At 39.4% G+C, this 19,757-nt stretch carries 18 protein-coding genes; 3 read left to right on the top strand and 15 right to left on the bottom strand.

Annotated features, from left to right (window positions below):
- Positions 1–13 precede the first annotated feature (13 nt).
- The 9 genes from ppsA to CBG10_RS09205 all read right to left on the bottom strand — a co-directional run bounded on the left by ppsA (position 14) and on the right by CBG10_RS09205 (position 10,568).
- Positions 14–2,395, bottom strand: coding sequence for a phosphoenolpyruvate synthase (ppsA, locus tag CBG10_RS09250; RefSeq protein WP_094512418.1), 2,382 nt, complete (start codon positions 2,393–2,395; stop codon positions 14–16).
- Positions 2,396–2,798: 403 nt separating this feature from the next.
- Complete coding sequence (locus CBG10_RS09240; protein WP_094512416.1) at positions 2,799–3,503, bottom strand: class A sortase; 705 nt, start codon at positions 3,501–3,503, stop codon at positions 2,799–2,801.
- A gap of 49 nt (positions 3,504–3,552) precedes the next feature.
- On the bottom strand, positions 3,553–4,443 hold the full coding sequence (locus tag CBG10_RS09235) for an alpha/beta hydrolase (RefSeq protein WP_094501103.1): 891 nt from the start codon (positions 4,441–4,443) through the stop codon (positions 3,553–3,555).
- The gene (locus tag CBG10_RS09230) at positions 4,427–5,743 is read right to left on the bottom strand and encodes a PTS transporter subunit EIIC (protein ID WP_094512414.1); all 1,317 of its coding nucleotides are present in this window, start codon (positions 5,741–5,743) and stop codon (positions 4,427–4,429) included. The genes CBG10_RS09235 and CBG10_RS09230 overlap by 17 nt, the downstream gene beginning before the upstream one ends.
- Positions 5,744–5,901: 158 nt before the next feature.
- Positions 5,902–6,147 (bottom strand): type B 50S ribosomal protein L31, encoded by a 246-nt coding sequence (locus CBG10_RS09225; RefSeq protein WP_003665599.1) that lies wholly within the window; start codon positions 6,145–6,147, stop codon positions 5,902–5,904.
- A 92-nt stretch (positions 6,148–6,239) separates the two neighbouring features.
- Entirely contained in the window at positions 6,240–7,517 is a 1,278-nt protein-coding gene (locus CBG10_RS09220) for a UDP-N-acetylglucosamine 1-carboxyvinyltransferase (protein WP_094512413.1), read from the bottom strand.
- Between the two features lie 269 nt (positions 7,518–7,786).
- Positions 7,787–9,391 (bottom strand): CTP synthase, encoded by a 1,605-nt coding sequence (locus CBG10_RS09215; RefSeq protein WP_094501097.1) that lies wholly within the window; start codon positions 9,389–9,391, stop codon positions 7,787–7,789.
- 175 nt (positions 9,392–9,566) lie between these two features.
- Positions 9,567–10,124, bottom strand: coding sequence for a DNA-directed RNA polymerase subunit delta (rpoE, locus tag CBG10_RS09210; RefSeq protein ID WP_003674609.1), 558 nt, complete (start codon positions 10,122–10,124; stop codon positions 9,567–9,569).
- A gap of 45 nt (positions 10,125–10,169) precedes the next feature.
- The gene (locus tag CBG10_RS09205; protein ID WP_003674607.1) at positions 10,170–10,568 is read right to left on the bottom strand and encodes a YwiB family protein; all 399 of its coding nucleotides are present in this window, start codon (positions 10,566–10,568) and stop codon (positions 10,170–10,172) included.
- Positions 10,569–10,727: 159 nt separating this feature from the next.
- Here CBG10_RS09205 and CBG10_RS09200 point away from each other — a divergent pair, with 159 nt between their 5' ends.
- Genes CBG10_RS09200 through yidA form a run of 3 tightly spaced genes read left to right on the top strand, consistent with a single transcriptional unit; the run spans position 10,728 to position 13,742 of the window.
- Positions 10,728–11,552, top strand: a complete 825-nt coding sequence (locus tag CBG10_RS09200) for a lipoate--protein ligase family protein (protein ID WP_094512411.1) — start codon at positions 10,728–10,730, stop codon at positions 11,550–11,552.
- 1 nt (position 11,553) lies between these two features.
- Positions 11,554–12,921, top strand: a complete 1,368-nt coding sequence (locus tag CBG10_RS09195) for an HD domain-containing protein (protein ID WP_094501093.1) — start codon at positions 11,554–11,556, stop codon at positions 12,919–12,921.
- Positions 12,921–13,742: a sugar-phosphatase gene (gene yidA, locus CBG10_RS09190; protein ID WP_019252321.1), complete on the top strand. Its 822-nt coding sequence runs from the start codon at positions 12,921–12,923 to the stop codon at positions 13,740–13,742. The genes CBG10_RS09195 and yidA overlap by 1 nt, the downstream gene beginning before the upstream one ends.
- Positions 13,743–13,819: 77 nt before the next feature.
- On the opposite strand, the gene CBG10_RS09185 is transcribed toward yidA, so the two are convergent.
- The 6 genes from CBG10_RS09185 to CBG10_RS09160 all read right to left on the bottom strand — a co-directional run bounded on the left by CBG10_RS09185 (position 13,820) and on the right by CBG10_RS09160 (position 19,752).
- Positions 13,820–14,560: a hypothetical protein gene (locus CBG10_RS09185; RefSeq protein ID WP_094501091.1), complete on the bottom strand. Its 741-nt coding sequence runs from the start codon at positions 14,558–14,560 to the stop codon at positions 13,820–13,822.
- Between the two features lie 178 nt (positions 14,561–14,738).
- Positions 14,739–15,725 carry a ribose-phosphate diphosphokinase gene (locus CBG10_RS09180; protein ID WP_003665588.1) on the bottom strand — a complete coding sequence of 329 codons (987 nt, stop codon included), beginning with the start codon at positions 15,723–15,725 and terminating at the stop codon, positions 14,739–14,741.
- A 74-nt stretch (positions 15,726–15,799) separates the two neighbouring features.
- Entirely contained in the window at positions 15,800–17,167 is a 1,368-nt protein-coding gene (gene glmU / locus CBG10_RS09175) for a bifunctional UDP-N-acetylglucosamine diphosphorylase/glucosamine-1-phosphate N-acetyltransferase GlmU (protein WP_003665587.1), read from the bottom strand.
- A 3-nt stretch (positions 17,168–17,170) separates the two neighbouring features.
- Positions 17,171–18,016 (bottom strand): pur operon repressor, encoded by an 846-nt coding sequence (purR, locus tag CBG10_RS09170; protein WP_003674595.1) that lies wholly within the window; start codon positions 18,014–18,016, stop codon positions 17,171–17,173.
- A 267-nt stretch (positions 18,017–18,283) separates the two neighbouring features.
- Positions 18,284–19,081 carry a metal ABC transporter permease gene (locus CBG10_RS09165; protein ID WP_019252319.1) on the bottom strand — a complete coding sequence of 266 codons (798 nt, stop codon included), beginning with the start codon at positions 19,079–19,081 and terminating at the stop codon, positions 18,284–18,286.
- Entirely contained in the window at positions 19,081–19,752 is a 672-nt protein-coding gene (locus tag CBG10_RS09160; RefSeq protein ID WP_094501089.1) for a metal ABC transporter ATP-binding protein, read from the bottom strand. The genes CBG10_RS09165 and CBG10_RS09160 overlap by 1 nt, the downstream gene beginning before the upstream one ends.
- Between the last annotated feature and the right edge of the window lie 5 nt (positions 19,753–19,757).

Below are 19,757 nucleotides of genomic sequence, written 5' to 3'. Positions count from 1 at the left end.
TATTCAATCCTTTCTACCATGCATAACTTTCCACAGCTTGTCGTCTCTTACCAGTCGCGTTATCCAGGATTATGCGCTGTTCAATCCTTGCCACGTTCTGTTTTGTTTCTTTAACCATATCTGGATTAACTGAAATATAATCAATCCCTTGTTGAATTAAGAAAGATGCTAATTCAGGATATTCAGATGGTGCTTGCCCACATATTGAAACCGTCTTGTTATCTTGGTGAGCAGTCTTAATAAGGTGGCTAATTGCCCGCTTTACTGCAAGATTACGCTCATCAAAGAGGTGGGCCACTGTATCATTATTCCGATCACAACCTAAAATAAGCATTGCTAAATCATTGGACCCAATCGAATAACCATCAACATATTTATTAAACTGATCCGCCAAGATGATATTACTTGGAATCTCAGCCATCATGTATACCTTAAAATCTGGACCACGGTGTAACCCGGCAGCTGCCATTAATTTTGTAACTTTATCAGCTTCGGCAACGGTGCGGACAAACGGAATCATTACATTGAGGTTCTTTAACCGGAATTCTTGACGCACCTTTTTTACCGCCGCAAGTTCTAACTTAAAAGCTTCGATATATTTAGGATCATAGTACCGAGAAGCGCCGCGCCATCCCAATAAGTCGGCAGGTTCATGGGGCTCATATTTATCGCCGCCTGTTAAATTACGGTATTCTCCCGACTTAAAATCAGAAAAACGTAAAACCATCGGCCGTGGAGCAATCGCCCGGGCCACTTTAGCAATCCCATCTGCTAACATATCAACAACTTTTTCAGGATGACCAGTTTCAATTAAGTAGAGGGGATGGTCATGAATATAAGTCGTCCAAAGAAATTCTTCTCGCATTAAGCCGATGCCATCAACAGGAAGTTCTGCATATTTTTCTGCTAGTTCTGGATCGCCTAAATTCATCATGACCCTGGTTGCAGTCGGCGCATAATATTCTACATGGTGACATTCCGTTGTCTCTTTTTCGCTGTTAAATTGTTCTGCGAGATCGCCTTGATAAACGACCCCATTTTTAGCATCAACAGTTACTTGTGCGCCATCTTGCAACATTTCAGTAACTGCTTGCCCACAGCTCTTGGTGCCAACGATACATGGGATCTGCATTTCACGAGAAACAATTGCGGCATGGCAGGTCATTCCACCATTATCGGTGATGATTGCTGCTGCTTTCTTCATTGCCGGAACCCAGTCAGGCGAAGTCATCAACGTTACTAATATTTCTCCTTCTTCAAATTCATCAATATCTTTAGGATCCGCAATTACGTGCACCTTTCCAGTGGAAACGCCTGGACTTGCTGGTAACCCTTTGATCAATATTTTTTCGGTTTTGTTCATTGAGACAGTGGACTCCTTTGTTGCTTGCTTATTATTTTTATTTGACCAAACTGTTTCGGGACGCGCTTGCACTAGCCATAATCGATCTGTTCGTGCGTCTAACGCAAATTCCATATCCATGTAACAGCCATAGTGCTTTTCAATTTCCTTTGCGTATCCTGCTAATTCATAAATTTGGTCTTCAGTTAGCGCTGGCCGGATTGCCCGGTCTGCTGGCACTGGTTCTTCATGCACTCCGCCACCAGGGGTTTGACACAATTCAATTGCCTTCGGAACTACCGAACGTTCTACTACTTGAAGGTTATTTTTATTAATCACAAAATGATCCGGTGTTACTTTTCCTAAAACAATGTATTCACCTAATCCCCAAATCGTATCAATAACAATTTGAGCGTCATTTCCGTTCGCCACGTTAACTGAAAACATAACTCCGGAAGCTTTTGAGAAAACCATCATCTGAACGGCCGCCGATAAAGCCACTTTTTCATGAGGAAAATGTTGCTTATGCCGGTAATAGGTTGCCCGATCGGTAAACAAGGAAGCATAACATTCTTGAACCTTTGCTAATACCATTTCAGCACCACGCACGTTCAAATACGATTCTTGCTGCCCCGCAAAAGAAGCATTTGGTAAATCTTCAGCGGTAGCACTTGACCTAATTGCTACAAATGGTTCAGTTTCACCCATTTTTTCTGATAAGGCTGCATAAGCTTTTTTGATTGTCATAGCGATCTCACTTGGCATCGGTGCTTCGACAATCATCTGCCGAATACGTGAGCAAACCCGATGAAGTTCATCAGCATTTTCATAGTCATTAATTTCAGCTAATAATTTATTAATTTGGTTGTTTAATCCCGTTTCTGCCATAAATTGACGATAAGCGTGAGTTGTCGTCGCAAAGCCATATGGAACTGGAATTTTCATTGCAGAAGTCATTTCACCTAATGAAGAGGACTTCCCACCAACGAGATTAACGTCAGAGCGATGCAATTCATCAAACCATAAAACATTCTTTTGTTCGCGTTTTTCCATTACTGCATCTCCTTAAATTCAATGTATCTCTTTCTTATGCGGTTCCTGAAAAAGAGTCAAGAAATTTATTCACGGCAAAAAAATGAGCAAACGGTGGCATTCTTGTCCGTTCGCTCATCTGTTTACTTAAAATTTATTTTAATTTGGCTATTTTTTATCGTCATTGTGTTTTTCTTAATTTGGAATGGATTACAAATATCGCTAAAAATTTGCAAACAAAAAAGGAGGCTGGAAGAAAACTTTTTCTCTCAGCCTCAACTACTTTTATGAACAATAGAAAGATAACGTGGAAAATAACCACAAGGCTCGAGTCTAAGTACGAACGATAATCAGCCCGTGCCGTGCTAATCACCGCTCTAGCTTAGCCCACCGCCTTGTCGAGGAGATTATTTCCCACTTCCCTTTAACGACCTGTCGTATATTTTTCGCTAAAATTCTTTTGCACATTTTGTGGTGCTTGCGTAAATGGTTCTGATTTAACAAATTTACCGCGAATCATCAACCGATTAGCCCCGGTAGCATCACAAGTAATCAAAGTAATAATCTTTTCCGGCGTATTGTCTACCACATCAACCCGGGTCGCCGCAATGAATTCACGTTGATAAATCTTATATTCATAAACGCGATCCATGTTGGTGATATAAATCATCTGCCCCATCTTAGCATGATAATACAATGGGGAAAAGAGGATTTTACTCCCATGAGCCATATTATGACCAGCTAACGCATAGTTACCTTCCCCCATCTCCATGTCTGGACGAAGGGTTCCTGCTGCTAACGCAAGAGTTGTATTATCAACCCCATTAGCAATTGGAATCGTCATATTAATAGCCGGAACCGTAATTGCCCCAATGGTATTAATCGATTGCTTATTTGCACGAGCCTTAGCAGCCGTTTGCAAGTTAAGATCTTTGACACTTTGAAAATCATAGGTCGCTTTTTTCTTTTGGTTGCTTTGAACCGTTTGCCGAGTAATCTCAGGTTTATAACTCCCTACTAAGTAAGACTTAATCTGCTGGTTAAAAATTAGGACAACTGATACCAATAACAGTATAACAACCGCTGTCCACCGTAACCATTCAAATGATCGCTTTTTATCTTTTTTCACGATATTGAACTCCTTACTTTTTATTATGAACTTAGTATAACCTGCTTAATTAATTTTGAGTAGCCCCCTGCTTATTTTGCGAATTAGGATTACCGTTATCATTTGGATCAAGCAGATACTCTTCAATCAACCGTACAATCTGCTTATTTTGCGGCAAGCTAGAGTGCTGAGCATCTTTTCCCGTAACCGTCATACTCGTATAATGGGCAACTTGTTTTTGGTAAATGTACTTACCAGCATCCACGCTTCCTTCTGGGACGAGGCCATCGGATGTATAAGTTTCTGTCCCCGCGACCGAATAAACTAATAGGTTTTTAGGAATCCGACTCCGATACTTTACAAAATCAGAAAACATTTGCGTCGGATGGCTAACAGAAGATTCCGCAAAGTTGTATGGCGTTCCCAATGTCATTAGCCTTTTAATTGTAATCGCATCTTTATACTCAGAGTAGTAATGTTCCAACCAATAAGTCCATACTAGACCCCCATTGGAATGACCAAACGCCTTAAAGTTATTAAAGTTATACTCTTCCGTCAATCGTTCAAAAGCCTGGTTAACCATTTGTGCTTGTTTCTTTATATTTTGATAACCATCGTGATTATTCTCAAAGCCAATCACGATAATCGGCTCGTTATCGCCGCGATTTATCCATCCTTGCGAAACGATTTTACCGCTGTTCATTACTTCTAATCGCAACACACTATGTTTTTTAGGGCTATCTTCGTTAAGTTTACGAATAAGCGGATTAAAGCGGTTTTGTGTTGCTGAGCTTCCAGGAACCATAATTATCGGCGACATTCTTGAATTATGTTTGGCAGCTAAATATTTATTTGTATCTTTCATCCAAAAATATGCTGGAATTGCCATTAGGACTAAGATCAATATTAGGCCAATCAATACTAAACGAGTGTGGAGAATTGATTTAGTCATTTTTTTCATGACTGATCACGTCCTGTTCTGCTAATGTTAAGCGATTTTCAACGACTAAGGCCATTTTTACAAAGGGGATATAGGTAGCGATATCGATTAAAAGCAATACCAAGGTAAAAATCAAGATTCCCCAATTACCATTTGTTCCCAAAAAACTAATAAGCGGTCCTGGTGTCCCCTGCAAAACCGGGTAAGGCGTTGAAGGTATTAAGTGAATCGTAATCGCTAAACTGGCAAGGAGAATATTTACAATCGGTAAGAAGACAAACGGAATAAGAAATAACGGATTAAATACAACCGGTAAACCAATCATTGTTGCATAATTAAAATTAAATAATGTTGGTAAGGCCGTCCACCGCGCAACACGATGCATATAAGAGCCATTAGAGGTTAACAGAATGGCAACTATCAAAGCAAGAATCAAGCCGTCACCCCCAAAGTTAGCAAATGAATTATAAAGAGAACTGCCTAAAAACTCATACGGCACATTCCACGGAGTTCCATGAGTAAGCGCATAGTTCAAGTTAGCAGTAAATGAATCTCCAGAAGTTAACGCCATCGAAGTGTATGGAACACCTAATCCTAACCAATCAAATATTGTTAGCCCCATCGTAGCTAATAACGTCAGCCATAATTGCCGATGTTCTTGGGCAGTCGTAACTAACGTGGAATAACTTGTTGACCAAGCATGATAAATTGTGTTGGAATTTAAAAAAAGAGCAACCGTTACCCCAAAAATCAGACTAATTGTCATTGGCAGCATTGAACTAAATGATCGTTCTTGCAATAACGGCAACGCATTGGTATTATCACCGTCTTTTGGTGGAGTTAACCACCGGTAAAGCTGGCCGACTCCATATCCAAGAATTAAAACAATTAACAAACTATTGCCACTAAGGAGCCGTTGATAAAAGCTAAGAGAAAATTGCGGGGACGACTTGCCATAACGATAAGACATTAGTAAAAGGGTCAAAATAGCGGTTATTCCGGCAAATTTACCGTCTCGCCGATACCTTTTCGCCGTAAATTTTGCTGCCATATAAACAGTATAAATTCCTAGAATCCCTAAGGTTAATTGACTAATGCTAGTTAACATAAATTGAATAATCCGCAACACGTTCTGTGGTATTACATCAAGAAAAGCAATATTATAAATAAATCCATCTGGTTTAAAAATAGTTTTCAACATCATCTTTGCCATCGTTCCAATAAAAACAATGGGAAAAATCATAATTAATGTCTGCCGGGTTATCCTAACAAAAGAATAACGATGCAAGGCAATTATTCGATTAATAATTTTTTCATGCATAGGTAGCCCCACTTTCTCAATTATCAATATTATACGCAGAGAAAGATCAATACTTAAAGACGCAAAATAACATTAATAATGATTTATTGGCCTTAATTCAAAAAAGCCGGGAAAAACTTTCGCTTTTCCCGGCTTTTTTTGAATAATAAGAAGTTCGATTACTTGAGACCGTACTTCTTGTTGAACTTGTCGACAGCACCGTCGGCTTGAGTAAACTTTTGCTTACCAGTGTAGAATGGGTGTGAGTCTGAAGTAACTTCAACCCGGATTAATGGGTATTCATTACCGTCTTCCCACTTAACAGTTTCACTTGAAGTGGCTGTTGAGCCAGAGAGAAACTTGTAACCAGTAGATGAATCTTCAAAAACTACTGGATGATAATCTGGATGAATTCCTTGTTTCATAATTTATTACGCTCCTTTTGCCATGAATCATTGCCTGAAACATAGATAATCAACTTTAACAGGATACCACGATTTAAAGAAGTACGCAACTTCTAACCGATTTTTACTGAAGAATCGTCCTCAATAGAAACATTGGCGTGAAGGCGATTAAGCTTCCAGACAATCCGATCGTAACCCCGTAAAATATTTCCGGCATTATTAATTACAGTCTGTCCATCTGCCATTAAACCAGCAATTGTTAAAGCTGCTCCGGCACGAATCTCACCTGCCGAGACCTCTGCGCCATGAAGCTTTTCTGTATGTTTAACGACGATCATCCCATCATGCGCTTCAATCTTCATCCCCATTTTTTGTAATTGGGAAATATGTTTTACACGCTTTGGATAAATAGTATCAACAATCGTACTATCACCATCAGCAAGCGACATCAACGGGGTAAGCGGTTGTTGTAAGTCAGTAGCAAAGCCAGGGAATGGCATCGTCTTAACCGTAACTGGATGTAAATTGCTGGATTTTGGTACATAAATCTTATCGCTATCAATTTGTAGGTCAACACCCATTTCAATCATTTTACTTGTAAATGATTCTAAGTGTTCAGGAATAACATTATGGATCATAACGCCATCACCAAGCGTTGCGGCCAATGATAGGTATGTTCCTGCTTCAATCCGATCAGCAATAATTGTATGAGTATTCATTGACTGAAGGGCCTTTACTCCAGTGATACGGATCGTATCGGTTCCAGTCCCGCGAATTTTGGCGCCCATATTATTTAAGAATGTTGCCAAGTCGATAATTTCTGGCTCACGAGCTGCATTTTCAATAATCGTTGTTCCTTCAGCGCGAACAGCTGCTAAGATAGCATTAATCGTTGCACCAACTGATACCATATCTAAAAAGATCCGAGACCCATGTAAGCCATTCGGCGCATCTAAATGAACAGTACCTTTTTCTTCGCTAACGGTTGCTCCAAGTGCTTTAAATGCTTTTAAGTGTTGGTCAATTGGGCGGGGGCCGATATTATCGCCTCCCGGAAATGTTAATGTCGCGCGATGGAAACGACCTAATAATGCACCCATAAAATAATAGGAAGCCCGAAGACTTTTAATTGCCTTGCTTGGAAGTTCAGCTTCTACGATTTGTGTTGGATCAATATCTAAAACTCCGTGACTAAACTCGGACTTTACATTCATTGACTCCAAAATAATCATCAGATTGTGAACATCCAAGATATCTGGAACCGTGTCAAACTCTACAGGGGTATCCGCAAGAATAGCAGCTGGAATTAATGCCACTGTACTATTTTTGGCACCACCGATCGTGACTTCGCCAGAAAGACGGTTTCCTCCTTGAATGATCATTTTCTTCATTTCTGCGTTTCCTCACTTAAAAATTTTAGTCTGTTTTTCATTTAAGCTAAGTTAATGATTATTTCAGTTACAAAACAGTCAACTGTAATGATAATGAAATATCAAGAGAATTACAACCTTTTATAAACAATCTTAAAAAAAATCATAAGGTCAGGTCAAAAATTAGCATCTTTAACTTAAAATTTAACAATTTTACTAATATAAAAAACAAGAGAAGTGACATTCTTGCCCCCATCTCTTGTATTAAATATATTATACACTTTAAATTTTTATTTGTCCTCAGCGGCTGCTTTCACAAATGCAGCAAATAATCCTTCTGGGTGATTAGGACGTGACTTAAATTCTGGGTGGTACTGAGCAGCCACGAAGAACTTTTTATCAGGAATTTCAACTACTTCAACTAAATTCCGATCTGGATTCACCCCAGAGATAACCAAGCCATGGTTTTCCATTTCTTGACGGTAGTCGTTGTTAAATTCATAACGGTGACGGTGACGTTCACTGATCATTGATTGGTTACCGTAAGCCGCTGCAGCAACTGTTCCTGGCTTAAGCTTACATGGATATGCACCAAGCCGTTGTGTTCCTCCCATATCTTCAATGTCTGCTTGGTCTGCCATCAAGTCAATAATATTGTGTTTAGTATTTGGATCAAATTCAGTTGAGTTTGCATCAGTGTAACCTAATACATCTCGTGCAAATTCAATACATGCTGTTTGCATCCCTAAGCAAATACCGAGGTAAGGAACATCATTTTCCCGAGCATACTTAATTGCAGTGATCATTCCTTCTACTCCCCGGTTTCCAAAACCACCAGGAACAAGAATCCCATCGTAATCTTTCAAGGTCTCTTCAACATTTTCTGGAGTAATGTTTTCAGCATTAAAGTGGTCAATCTTTACCTTCGCATTTACAGGATAACCAGCATGCCGTAATGATTCATTAACTGAAATATAAGCATCCTGTAAGTCAGTATACTTACCAACCATCGCAATCTTAACGGTCTTAGTTAAGTCATGTTCGATATGATTTACCATTTCTGTCCATTCTGTCATGTCAGCTTCTGGTACATCTAAACCAAAGTGGTCGACAACCAATTGATCCATACCTTGCTTTTGTAAGTTTAACGGAATTTCGTAAAGAGTATGAACATCCATTGATTCAACAACGGCTTTAGGATCAACATCACAGAATAAGGCAATCTTCTTCCGCATATCATCAGTAATTGGTTGCTCTGTTCGAACCACCAAAATGTTAGGTTGGATTCCTAAACCACGTAATTCGCGAACACTGTGTTGAGTTGGCTTAGTCTTCATTTCACCAGCAGCGCGAAGATATGGTACTAAGGTAGTGTGGATGTACAATACATTATCACTGCCCACCTCTTCTTTCATTTGGCGAATAGCTTCCATGAATGGTTGTGATTCAATATCCCCAACTGTACCACCAATTTCGGTAATTACAACTTCAGCATCGGTACTTTCACCAGCGCGCTTAATCTTATCCTTAATGGCATTAGTGATATGTGGAATAACTTGGACTGTCCCACCAAGGTAATCCCCACGGCGTTCCTTACGAAGAACTTCAGAGTAGATTTTACCCGTTGTAACATTTGAATATTTATTGAGATCATTATCGATAAAACGTTCATAATGACCAAGGTCCAAATCAGTTTCTGTGCCGTCATCAGTCACAAAAACTTCACCGTGTTGGTATGGACTCATCGTACCGGGATCCACATTGATGTAAGGATCGAATTTTTGGATCGCAATCTTTAGGCCTCGATTTTTTAATAATCGTCCTAAAGAGGCAGCAACGATTCCCTTTCCTAATGATGATACAACTCCACCGGTTACAAAAATGTATTTCGTCATTGTTGTCTACTCCTTTTTTATATTTGCGGGTGTGATAATAGAAAAAACTCCCTATTTCAAATAAAACACTGAAACAGGGAGCTTATTTATCTACGAACTTATTGGCCTGTCTTTACAGGCGCCCAATAAAGATAATACAGGGTCAACAAATAATAGTCAAGCACAAAGTTGAAAATTATTCGTCATCCTCGTCTTCATCTTCTTCATCATGTAATTCTGATAGCTGACCTTCAATACCATCATCAAGATCATCATCGTCGTCACTGAAGTCATCAGTGTCGTCATCATAATCATCCTCAGAATCGGCATCATCATCAGTATCAAGATCTTCATCTTCAGGATCATCATTGTCATAGTCAATTACATCGTCATCGTCATCGGTGTCTGCGAGGAAGGCATTGACTTTACGCCGCTTCTTCTTTGGACGATCATCCTCTTCATCTTCTTCGTTTTCACCAACTGTGGCTTCATCGATAGATTCGAATGGGTACCAAGCACGCAGACCCCAGGTGTTGTCACCAAGGGAAATAAAACTGCCATCAACATTTAAGTCAGTATAGAACTGTGCAAGACGTTCACGAATTTCCTCATCACTCTTACCCAGATATTGCTGAACCTCGTTGGTCAAATCAACAAACGCCATTGCTTCTCCATGGTGAGCTAAAATAGCGTGTGCGACTTCAATCATTGAAAGTTCTGATTTGTCCTGACCGTCAAAAACCTTTAAATCCAAATTGGTGCACATCCCTTCAAAAAGTCTAAACTACATCATACAATATTAAGCAGCAAATTGCAATTCTAGTTGGTAACTCCCTATTAATTGTCCCGCTTGTTTTAGTTGATACTTAACAGAAAAGTGACCAGCCGGGGTCTTTACATCAACGTCTTTTTCCAAACTTTCTGTTAATACATCAATTTTAATCATGCCGTATTCTGTTTGATACCGCATGATGGTTTCTTGTGTTGGGTCTAAAAATAGGTTTGTTTCGACATTTCCACGCCTTCTTAAGCGAATCAGTTCATCTTCAAATTTAATTTGTACCGGCGTTTCTTGACCATCTTGGTGTTCAATGTACCGTAAATAATACTTGCCATTCATTTCAACAAAAGTACCTTCTTCAGTAAAGGTAAATTTTTCTTGCTGTCCATTCTGATCAATGATCGTTGAGAGATCCACATGGACAGGAATTACACTTTTGATAATAACCTCCTCCTTTCACTTTTTTCATCGTCATTATTATACTCTTTTTACTAATAAATACCCCGTGAAACGTCCATGTTCTCACGAGTTCTTGTATAATATAGATATATTATTTCACAGAAAAGAAGAAGTACGATGCCTAATTTTAAGAATCAATGTTTTCAACAGTTTATTCAACCCTTATCTCCCGCAGATAATCTTTCGTCTTTCATCTATACCAACGCTTTGTTACGTTCAACCAACGACCTTAAATTCCCCCTTCTTCATTTTTGGACATTAGAAGATACGGTTATTTTAGGATTAAAAGATCAACGCTTGCCGCATTTATCAACTGCCCTTACTACACTTACGCACCATGGTTTCCACTATTTCATGCGTAATTCAGGGGGATTGGCAGTTGTGAGCGACGACGGTATTTTAAATCTGTCAATTTTCTATCCCTGGCACCTTGAAGACCATGAATTAACTATTGATGAAGCATACCAGCGGATGGTTGACCTAATTCAGGCAGCTTTCCCTAACCTAGCAATCGCTACTGGGGAAATCACTCATTCGTACTGTCCAGGAAGTTTTGACATCAGTGTTAACAGCCAAAAGATCGGCGGAATCTCTCAACGCCGAAACAAATTAGGCGTTACAGTAATGCTTTACTTAAGCGTCGGTGGTAATCAACAAGATCGGGGTAAGTTAATTCGTGACTTCTACGATACAGGATTGCAGCAAAATCAAAACAAGTGGCATTTTCCAGATGTTTGGCCGGGGGCGATGACGACTGTTTCTAAAGTGCTTAATACGCAATTAAGCGTTCACGATGCAATTCAGCGAATCCAATCAGTCGTTCAAATTACTACTCCTGACAGCCTCAATAACTTAATATGGTCACCTAATTTTATATCAACCCTCAATAAAGAACTAATCAGCATGGAACGTTTACAAGAACGTTTAGAGAAAGAAGATTAATATGAATCACTTTTATGATGAAAAACTTCGCCGTGAAAAGGTTTTTCGGGATCCAATTCACGGACAAATTATTGTCGATAATCAAATTATTATGGACTTAATTAATACTCCTGAGTTTCAACGATTACGACGAATCAAGCAACTAGGAACATCCTCATTTACCTTTCATGGTGCCGAGCATTCCCGCTTTGGCCATTGCTTAGGAGTCTATGAAATTACCCGCCAAATGTGTAACTATTTTCAACGAAACTATCCTAGTCAGCAACCTGGCGATGGCCTATGGGATGATCATGAACGACCGGTTGCTTTATGTGCAGCCCTCCTCCATGATTTAGGGCATGGGCCTTATTCCCACACATTTGAACATATTTTCCATACAAACCATGAGCAAATTACACGCCAGTTGATCACTGATAGTAGTACTAATATCAACAAGATATTACAACGGGTTTCGCCTGACTTCCCCCATCAAGTTGCAAGTGTAATCGATCATACTTATGAAAATCCTCAAGTAGTTCAAATAATTTCAAGTCAGGTTGATGCGGACCGGATGGACTACTTACAGCGAGACGCGTATTACACAGGAACAAACTACGGAAAGTTTGATCTTGATCGTGTTCTTCATGTTATGCGACCGGTTAAGAGAGGGATTGCCTTTGAAATTTCGGGGATGCATGCGGTAGAAGATTACATTATCAGCCGACTTCAGATGTATCTGCAAGTCTACTTCCATCCCGTTTCCCGTTCAATGGAAGTTATCTTGGACCACCTCTTGATGCGGGCAAAACATATTTACCAGCACCCAAATGACTTTGAACCTGACTTCACCCCTCATATGCTGATGCCATTTTTTAATGGTAAGTTCACCTTGGATGACTATTTGGCGCTTGACGATGGTGTTTTAACCACTTATTTTATTCATTGGACCCATTCTCGTGATGATATTTTAAGTGACCTTGCTAGTCGTTTTCTTAACCGCCGTCCATTTAAATCAGTTATTTATGATCAAAATACACAAAAACTTTTACCAACTTTGCGCAAACTCATCCAAACTGCTGGATTTAATAGCCAGTACTACACCGCAGTTAACGATAGCTTTAAACTCCCATATGATACTTATCATCCACAAGACTCTAATACCCAAACGCAAATCGAGCTTCTCCAACCTAATGGCGATTTTATTGAGTTATCCCAAGTTAGTACCTTAGTCGCTAGCGTATCCGGACGAGAAGCCGGAGATCAACGGTTCTTTTTCCCAAAAGAGATGCTTGAAACGCGAAACAATATTGAAATTTTCGAACCAATCTATGAAGAATTCCAAAGCTATATCAAGAATAATCATATTATTAACCCAAAGGAGCAAAAATAATGCCAATTAAATTAGTCGCAATCGATATCGACGGAACATTAATCAATGACCAGCGTAAAATCACACCACAAACTGTTGCCGCAATAAAAAAAGCCAGCGCACAAGGAGTAAAGATCGTCTTATGCACTGGCCGCCCAATGACTGGCGTAAAAGCATACCTTGACCAATTGGGCTTAAATGATTCAGATAACGAATTTGTTATTAGTTTCAACGGTGCCCTGGCCCAATCAACTAGTGGCAACGTCTTGGTAAACTACACTATGTCTTTCAATGACTATGCCGACTGGCAAACTTATTGTATTAAAGAAGGCGTCAAATCCCAAATTGAAACGCGAAATTACATCTACACAATTAATCGAGATCTAAGTCCATATACCGTCTACGAGTCAGATCTTGTAAGTATGCCAATCCGTTACCGCACCTTTGAAGAACTTTCCAAAATGCAAGATCAATACGTTATCGCCAAAGCAATGATGGTTGATACTAAAGAACAAATTGACAAAGCATGGACAGAGCTTCCGGCAGAAATGCGTGATCGCTTTTCAATTGTCCGCAGCGAAGACTTTTATTTGGAATTCATGAATAAACAAGCAAGTAAAGGAAATGCCCTTCAATTACTTAGTAAAGAACTAGGAATTAAAAAAGAAGAAGTAATGGCTCTCGGTAACGCGCAAAACGATGATTCAATGATCGAATTTGCTGGCTTGGGAGTAGCAATGGGAAACTCAATTCCTGGCACCTTAAAGATCGCTGACGTAACAACCGCTGATAATAATCATGATGGAGTTGGCAAAGCGATTGAAGAATATGTTCTTAAGTAAAACAGAGATAAAAAGCAAGAAGCGTACTTTCGAAAAAGTTACACCTCCTGCTTTTATTTTTTGTCATCTTTTATATATTAAGCGATCTTTGTTACCGCTCCAGTTTGGCTATTGTATTGGTAAATACCGATTAAGTTAGCAACAGTGTTATCGCTATTGTTTTGACGTACTTCAAATTTATAAACATTACCAGTCTTACCAGTTGGCATAATTTGGTAACCTTGGGAGCCACTAAAGCCCATCTTGTTAGCAAATTGTTGTACTACATTATCACTAGTTGCATCGAATGCAGCCTGGTTAGCAGCAGAGGATGATTGTTGGGTTGCTGCACTTGTAGAACTGGACTGCTTAATTGTTTGCTTGCTATTAGTAGATGATGAAGTTTGAGAACTAGTAGAACCTTGTGCAGAACTTACTTTACTTTGTAAGTCAGCGTATGCATTGCGCATTGCCGGACTAGTAGACTTTTGTGATTTCAAATTGTTCTTAGCACCATCATAATCGCCATTTTCATATGCTTTTTGGGCATCCATATAGCTTTGTAAATCATCAGCAAGTGCTTCCGTTTGAGCATTATGATCGTTTAATTGGCTTAATTGTTCATATGCTCCTTCATAATCATGATTTTGGATAAGCTTATTAGCTGTACGATAAGCCTTTGAAGCTTTACTTTCGGAAGAACGGACAGACGATGATGTGCTGGAAGAACTCGTATCACTACTTGACGCAGATTGTTTACCACAACCAGCTAGGGCAAAGACAGTAGCGACTGCCGCTGTTCCAACCATTGCTTTTTTGAAAAACTTAATTGTTGTCATTTTTCTCCTCCTTATTTCACATCGTATTATAACATGAATTGATAATGACTGTTTGTCTTTCCTAAATCTTTATCTTCTTTTAAACACAGAAATGGGAAACAAGAAAAGCCGAAAGAAAACGAAACTATTTTCCTTCCGACCTCACTTTATTTACTAAATTCAGTTTACTTAAGTATTATTACTTTTCCAATTGTGCACTTTGGAATACTTGCTTAAATAATGGACTAACAGGACGATTTTCGTTAATCCGTTTGATTGCATCCCCAATTAGTGGCGCAACTGATACCTGCTTGATTTTATCGATTTGTTTTTCCTTTGGTAATTGGATTGAGTCCGTCACAACCACTTCTTTAAGCGGTGCATTACGTAAACGTTCAATTGCTGGGCCAGATAATACCGCATGAGTACATGATGCGTAGACTTCTTCTGCTCCTGCATCTATCAATGCTTGCGAACCTAAACTAATAGTTCCCGCAGTATCAATCATGTCATCAATCATAATACACTTCTTACCCTTAACGTCCCCAATAATATTCATGATTTGAGCAACGTTCGCCCGTGGACGCCGTTTATCAATAATCGCAATTGGCGACTTTAAGAACTCAGCAAGTGCTCGTGCCCGTGTTACTCCACCATGATCAGGAGAAATAACAACTGCATTTTCAGCAACACCCTGGTTGATAAAATACTCTGCTAAAAGAGGAGCACCCATCAAATGATCGACAGGGATATCAAAGAACCCTTGAATTTGTGCGGCATGAAGATCAAGTGCAATAATCCGATCAACACCGGAATTCTGCAACATATTAGCAACTAACTTAGCAGTAATTGGTTCACGGCTCCGTGCTTTCCGGTCTTGACGGGCATAACCATAGTATGGCATCACCACATTAATCGTCTTGGCACTAGCACGGCGAAGCGCATCCACCATAATTAACAACTCCATTAAGTTGTCATTAACTGGGGCAGAAGTCGACTGGATGACATAAACATTGTCTCCCCGCACACTTTCCTCAATATTAATTTGGATCTCACCATCACTAAAACGATTAACAGATAATTTTCCTAAATCAACACCGACATGCTTAGCAATCTTTTCTGCTAAGGGACGGTTTGAATTTAACGCAAAGATTTTTAAATTTTGATCAAAATATTGCTGTGTCATTAGGTCCTCCGCTGATTAATAAAAGTTATACTACTACCACTTACATAATATAAATTAGTGAGGCAAAAAGCAAGTTACCACGGGAGCTTCTTAGCATAATTTTCTTTATTAACCTGCCGTGCCCGCGCAATTGCCATATCATATTGTTCCGTACTATCTGTGATGGTCGAACCTGCAGCCACAAATGAATCTTTAGCAATATTAACTGGAGCCACTAAGTTACTGTTACTACCGATAAAGGCATGGTCACCAACATTGGTATGGTGCTTATTTGTCCCATCGTAGTTAACAAAGACTACACCACAGCCAACATTAATATTCTTACCTAAAGTAGCGTTACCGATATAAGTCAAGTGCCCAACCTTTGTTCCTTCACCAATGTAAGCCTTTTTGACCTCGCAGAAGTTACCAATGTGAACATTTTCGCCAATTTCGGCTTCTGGACGGAGATGGCTATTAGGACCAATATCACTGCCATTGTGCATTTCTGCTTCTTGAAGGGTAGAAGAAATAATTTTAACCCCATCATGAATCTTGGAATCAGTGATCCGTGAACCAGCACCGATATAACAATCGTTACCAATTTCTGTATGACCCTTGATTACAACGCCGCCTTCAATAACGGTATCACGACCAATCTTAACATCAGCATCAATATAAGTTGTTTCAGGATCAATCATTGAAACCCCTTCACGCATCCAATGAGTATTAATCCGGTTACGCATTACCTTGTTTGCGCGTGCAAGAGCAACTCGGTCATTTACCCCCATTGATTCATCAAAGTTATCCATCTTGTAGGCTGTTACAATCTCATTTTCTTGTTTTAAGATGCCAATAACATCAGTTAAATAATACTCACCCTGCGCATTATCATTCGTAATCTTGCTAAGGGCTGCAAATAGTTTCTTGTTATCAAAACAATAAACCCCAGTATTAATTTCCTTAATTGCCTGTTCTTGAACAGTGGCATCTTTTTGTTCGACAATGCGTTCAACGATTCCAACATCATTTCGAACTATCCGACCATAACCAGTTGGGTCAGGAGCGATAGAAGTTAAAATAGTGGCTGCCGCATGCCGTTGTTCGTGATATTCGAAGAGCTTTTCAAAAGTCTCAGCGGTAAATAATGGAGTATCACCGCTAACAATAATAGTTTCACCATCTTCATTTGCAAGAAGGTCTTTCGTTTGCATTACGGCATGCCCAGTTCCAAGTTGTTGTTCCTGAAGAGCATACTTAGTGCGGTGTCCCAATTGTTGTTCAACTGTCTCTGCCCCAAAACCAACAATCGTAATAATATTATCAATCTTGGCCTTTTCCAATTGGGTTAAAACATGCTCAACCATTGTCTTACCACAAACTTGGTGTAAAACTTTGTATAACTTTGAGCGCATCCGTGTACCTTTACCAGCAGCTAAAATAATTGCATTACGTTTTGTCATTTCCTAATTCTCTACTTTCTTATCAAACACGTTTTCCATGAAGCTTCCTGCTTGTGCTGCAATTTTCTTCTCCGTGCCATCTTTAGTTTCCACTTTGATTAGTGAAGTACAGTTATCGACTAACCGTTGTCCGTTTACTGGACGCCCTTCTGCAAAGACAGTGATTCCAACCAAGTTAGCATCAAATTCTTTAATCAAAGATTTCATCCCGTTAATTGTGCCGCCGCCCTTCATAAAGTCGTCAACAACCAAGACATTCGCCCCAGCTGATAATGTACGACGGGACAATTCCATCTTCTTTATCCGTTGAACGGAGCCAGAAACATAATTAACACTTACAGTGGGTCCTTCAGTAATGTGCGAACTATTACGAACAATAACGAATGGTTTATTCATATACATCGCAACGCTTTGCGCAATCGGAATTCCTTTAGTCTCAACTGTCATAATAACATCAACATCAGCATCAACATATTGAGTAGCGATTAACTTACCAATCTGCCGTAAGATTTCCGGTTGGCCGATTAAATCCGATAAGTAAACATAGCCACCTGGTAACAAACGTGAATCATCATTAACTCGGTCAACCAAGTTATTAATGGCCGCTTGAGCATTTTCTTTAGAATAAAATGGTGTTAATACTGCCCCACCACTTGCACCAGGAATTGTCTCTAATCGTCCTTGTCCCCAAGTTTGGAAGGTATGTTTAACAATCCCTAAATCTTCACTGATTGATGACTTAGCTGAGTCGTAACGTTCTCCGAAAAACTTCAACGATACTAATGATCGCGGATGTTCAAGCAAGTAACGTGTCATGTCCACCAATCGGTTACTCCGTCTAATTTTCATGTTCTTTCTCTGCCTTTCAAAAAGGATTAATTAACATTGATTTTAACATAAAATGTTCGGCTTTTCGGCAAAAATTTAGCATTTACTGAGAAAAAAATGGCGCACGGGAGAAATCTCTCGCATCTTCATTTTTCGACGCAAAACTAACCTCTAAGAGCTCCCGCAAATAAAAATAGACCTCCAACGTTCGGCTTTACCGGGCGATGAAGGTCATTATTCTACTATACTGTTTTAACCTACCAGATGCCACAGCTCTCTTTAATAAAATCAATTTGATTCAATAAATTTACTATAAATCAAAGCTACAGCATAAATAACAACTTCAATTACTGCGATAAAGAAGCTGACTGGCCAGTCTGTCAAATAACCAAGAAAGAGACCGAGCCATGTTCCTAACAATGAAAATAAAATTGCTAAAATAATCATCCGCGCGACGCCATGCGTAAAGTATTTAGCGCTAGCAGCAGGTAACGTTAGGAGAATAAAAATTAGCAAAGAACCGACAATCTGAGCAGCGACACTAACACTTAGAGCAAGCAGTAAAAGAAAAACAACAGAAATCACTGTTTGATTTATCCCACTGACTTGCGCACCAATCGCATCAAAGGAGTCAAATTTAAGGCGGCGATACATCAACAACAAGATGATCAAAACAAGAATGGAAAGGTAGACAAGCTGCCAGACCTCATTCAAACTAATTCCAACTACACTACCAAATAAAATACTCGTTGCTGAGCTAGCTGACTGACTGCTCAAAGATAAGAAAAGGATCCCTAAGCCAATGAATAGTGCCGAAACAGCACTAATAACGGCTTCTCGTCGTGATTCTTTTATACTCATTTGTCCAACAATAACTGAACTTAACATGGTAAACAAAATCATTCCATTTAGTGCTGGCCATCCAGCAAAAACGGCAAAAGCACCACCAGCAAACCCAATTTCAGACAAGGTATGTGTTAAAAATGATAAATTTCGTGCAACGACAAAGACTCCAATAATCCCACAAATAATCGCAATAAACGTACTAGCGATAAATGCATGACGCATAAAACTTAAAGTTAACATTATTTTTTATCCCCCTTTATCGGACTGGGTAACTCATTAATTGGCCCAGTGGAATAAGAACCGGGAGAAAGGTACAAGAAACGGGTCCCATATTGTTCTGCTAAATCCCAATCATGAGTAATAAACATTACGCTTAAACCATTTTGTTGAAAACGGGTTACAAGATCTAGCAATTCATACTTCATTTCATTATCCAGACTCGCAGTCGATTCATCCAGAATAAGGAGGTTAGGATTAGGTAATAATGCCTGAGCAAGATATGCTCGTTGTTTCTCACCACCTGATGCTAAACCAAGGGGCCGCTCAGCAATCTTTGTTAGGTTATTTTCCCGAATCATCTGTTCAACGCGGTTTCGTTCGCTTTTAGTTAGCCATGGTAAAAGGCGTGGTTTAGTATTTAAAGCAACAAAATCGCGAATAGATAGTGGGTATTCCTCATCAATATTACGAAACTGAGGAACGTAGCCAAGGCGTGTACTTTGCGGAATAGTTATTGTCCCGCTTTTCGGTTTTAAAAAACCAAGCATCGAGCGAACAAGAGTCGTTTTTCCGACCCCATTTTCACCAACTACGACGAGAAAATCCCCTTCATTAATGGAGAAGCTTAAATGATCGATTACAGTATGGTTTCCGTAAGCGATCGTTAAATCATCAACTGATACAACTGCCATTATCT

Origin of the sequence: Limosilactobacillus reuteri (assembly GCF_002254085.1) — a bacterium.
Taxonomy (GTDB): domain Bacteria; phylum Bacillota; class Bacilli; order Lactobacillales; family Lactobacillaceae; genus Limosilactobacillus; species Limosilactobacillus reuteri_K.
Note: the sequence above shows the minus strand (reverse complement) of the source record. Positions and strands in the feature narration are given on the sequence as shown.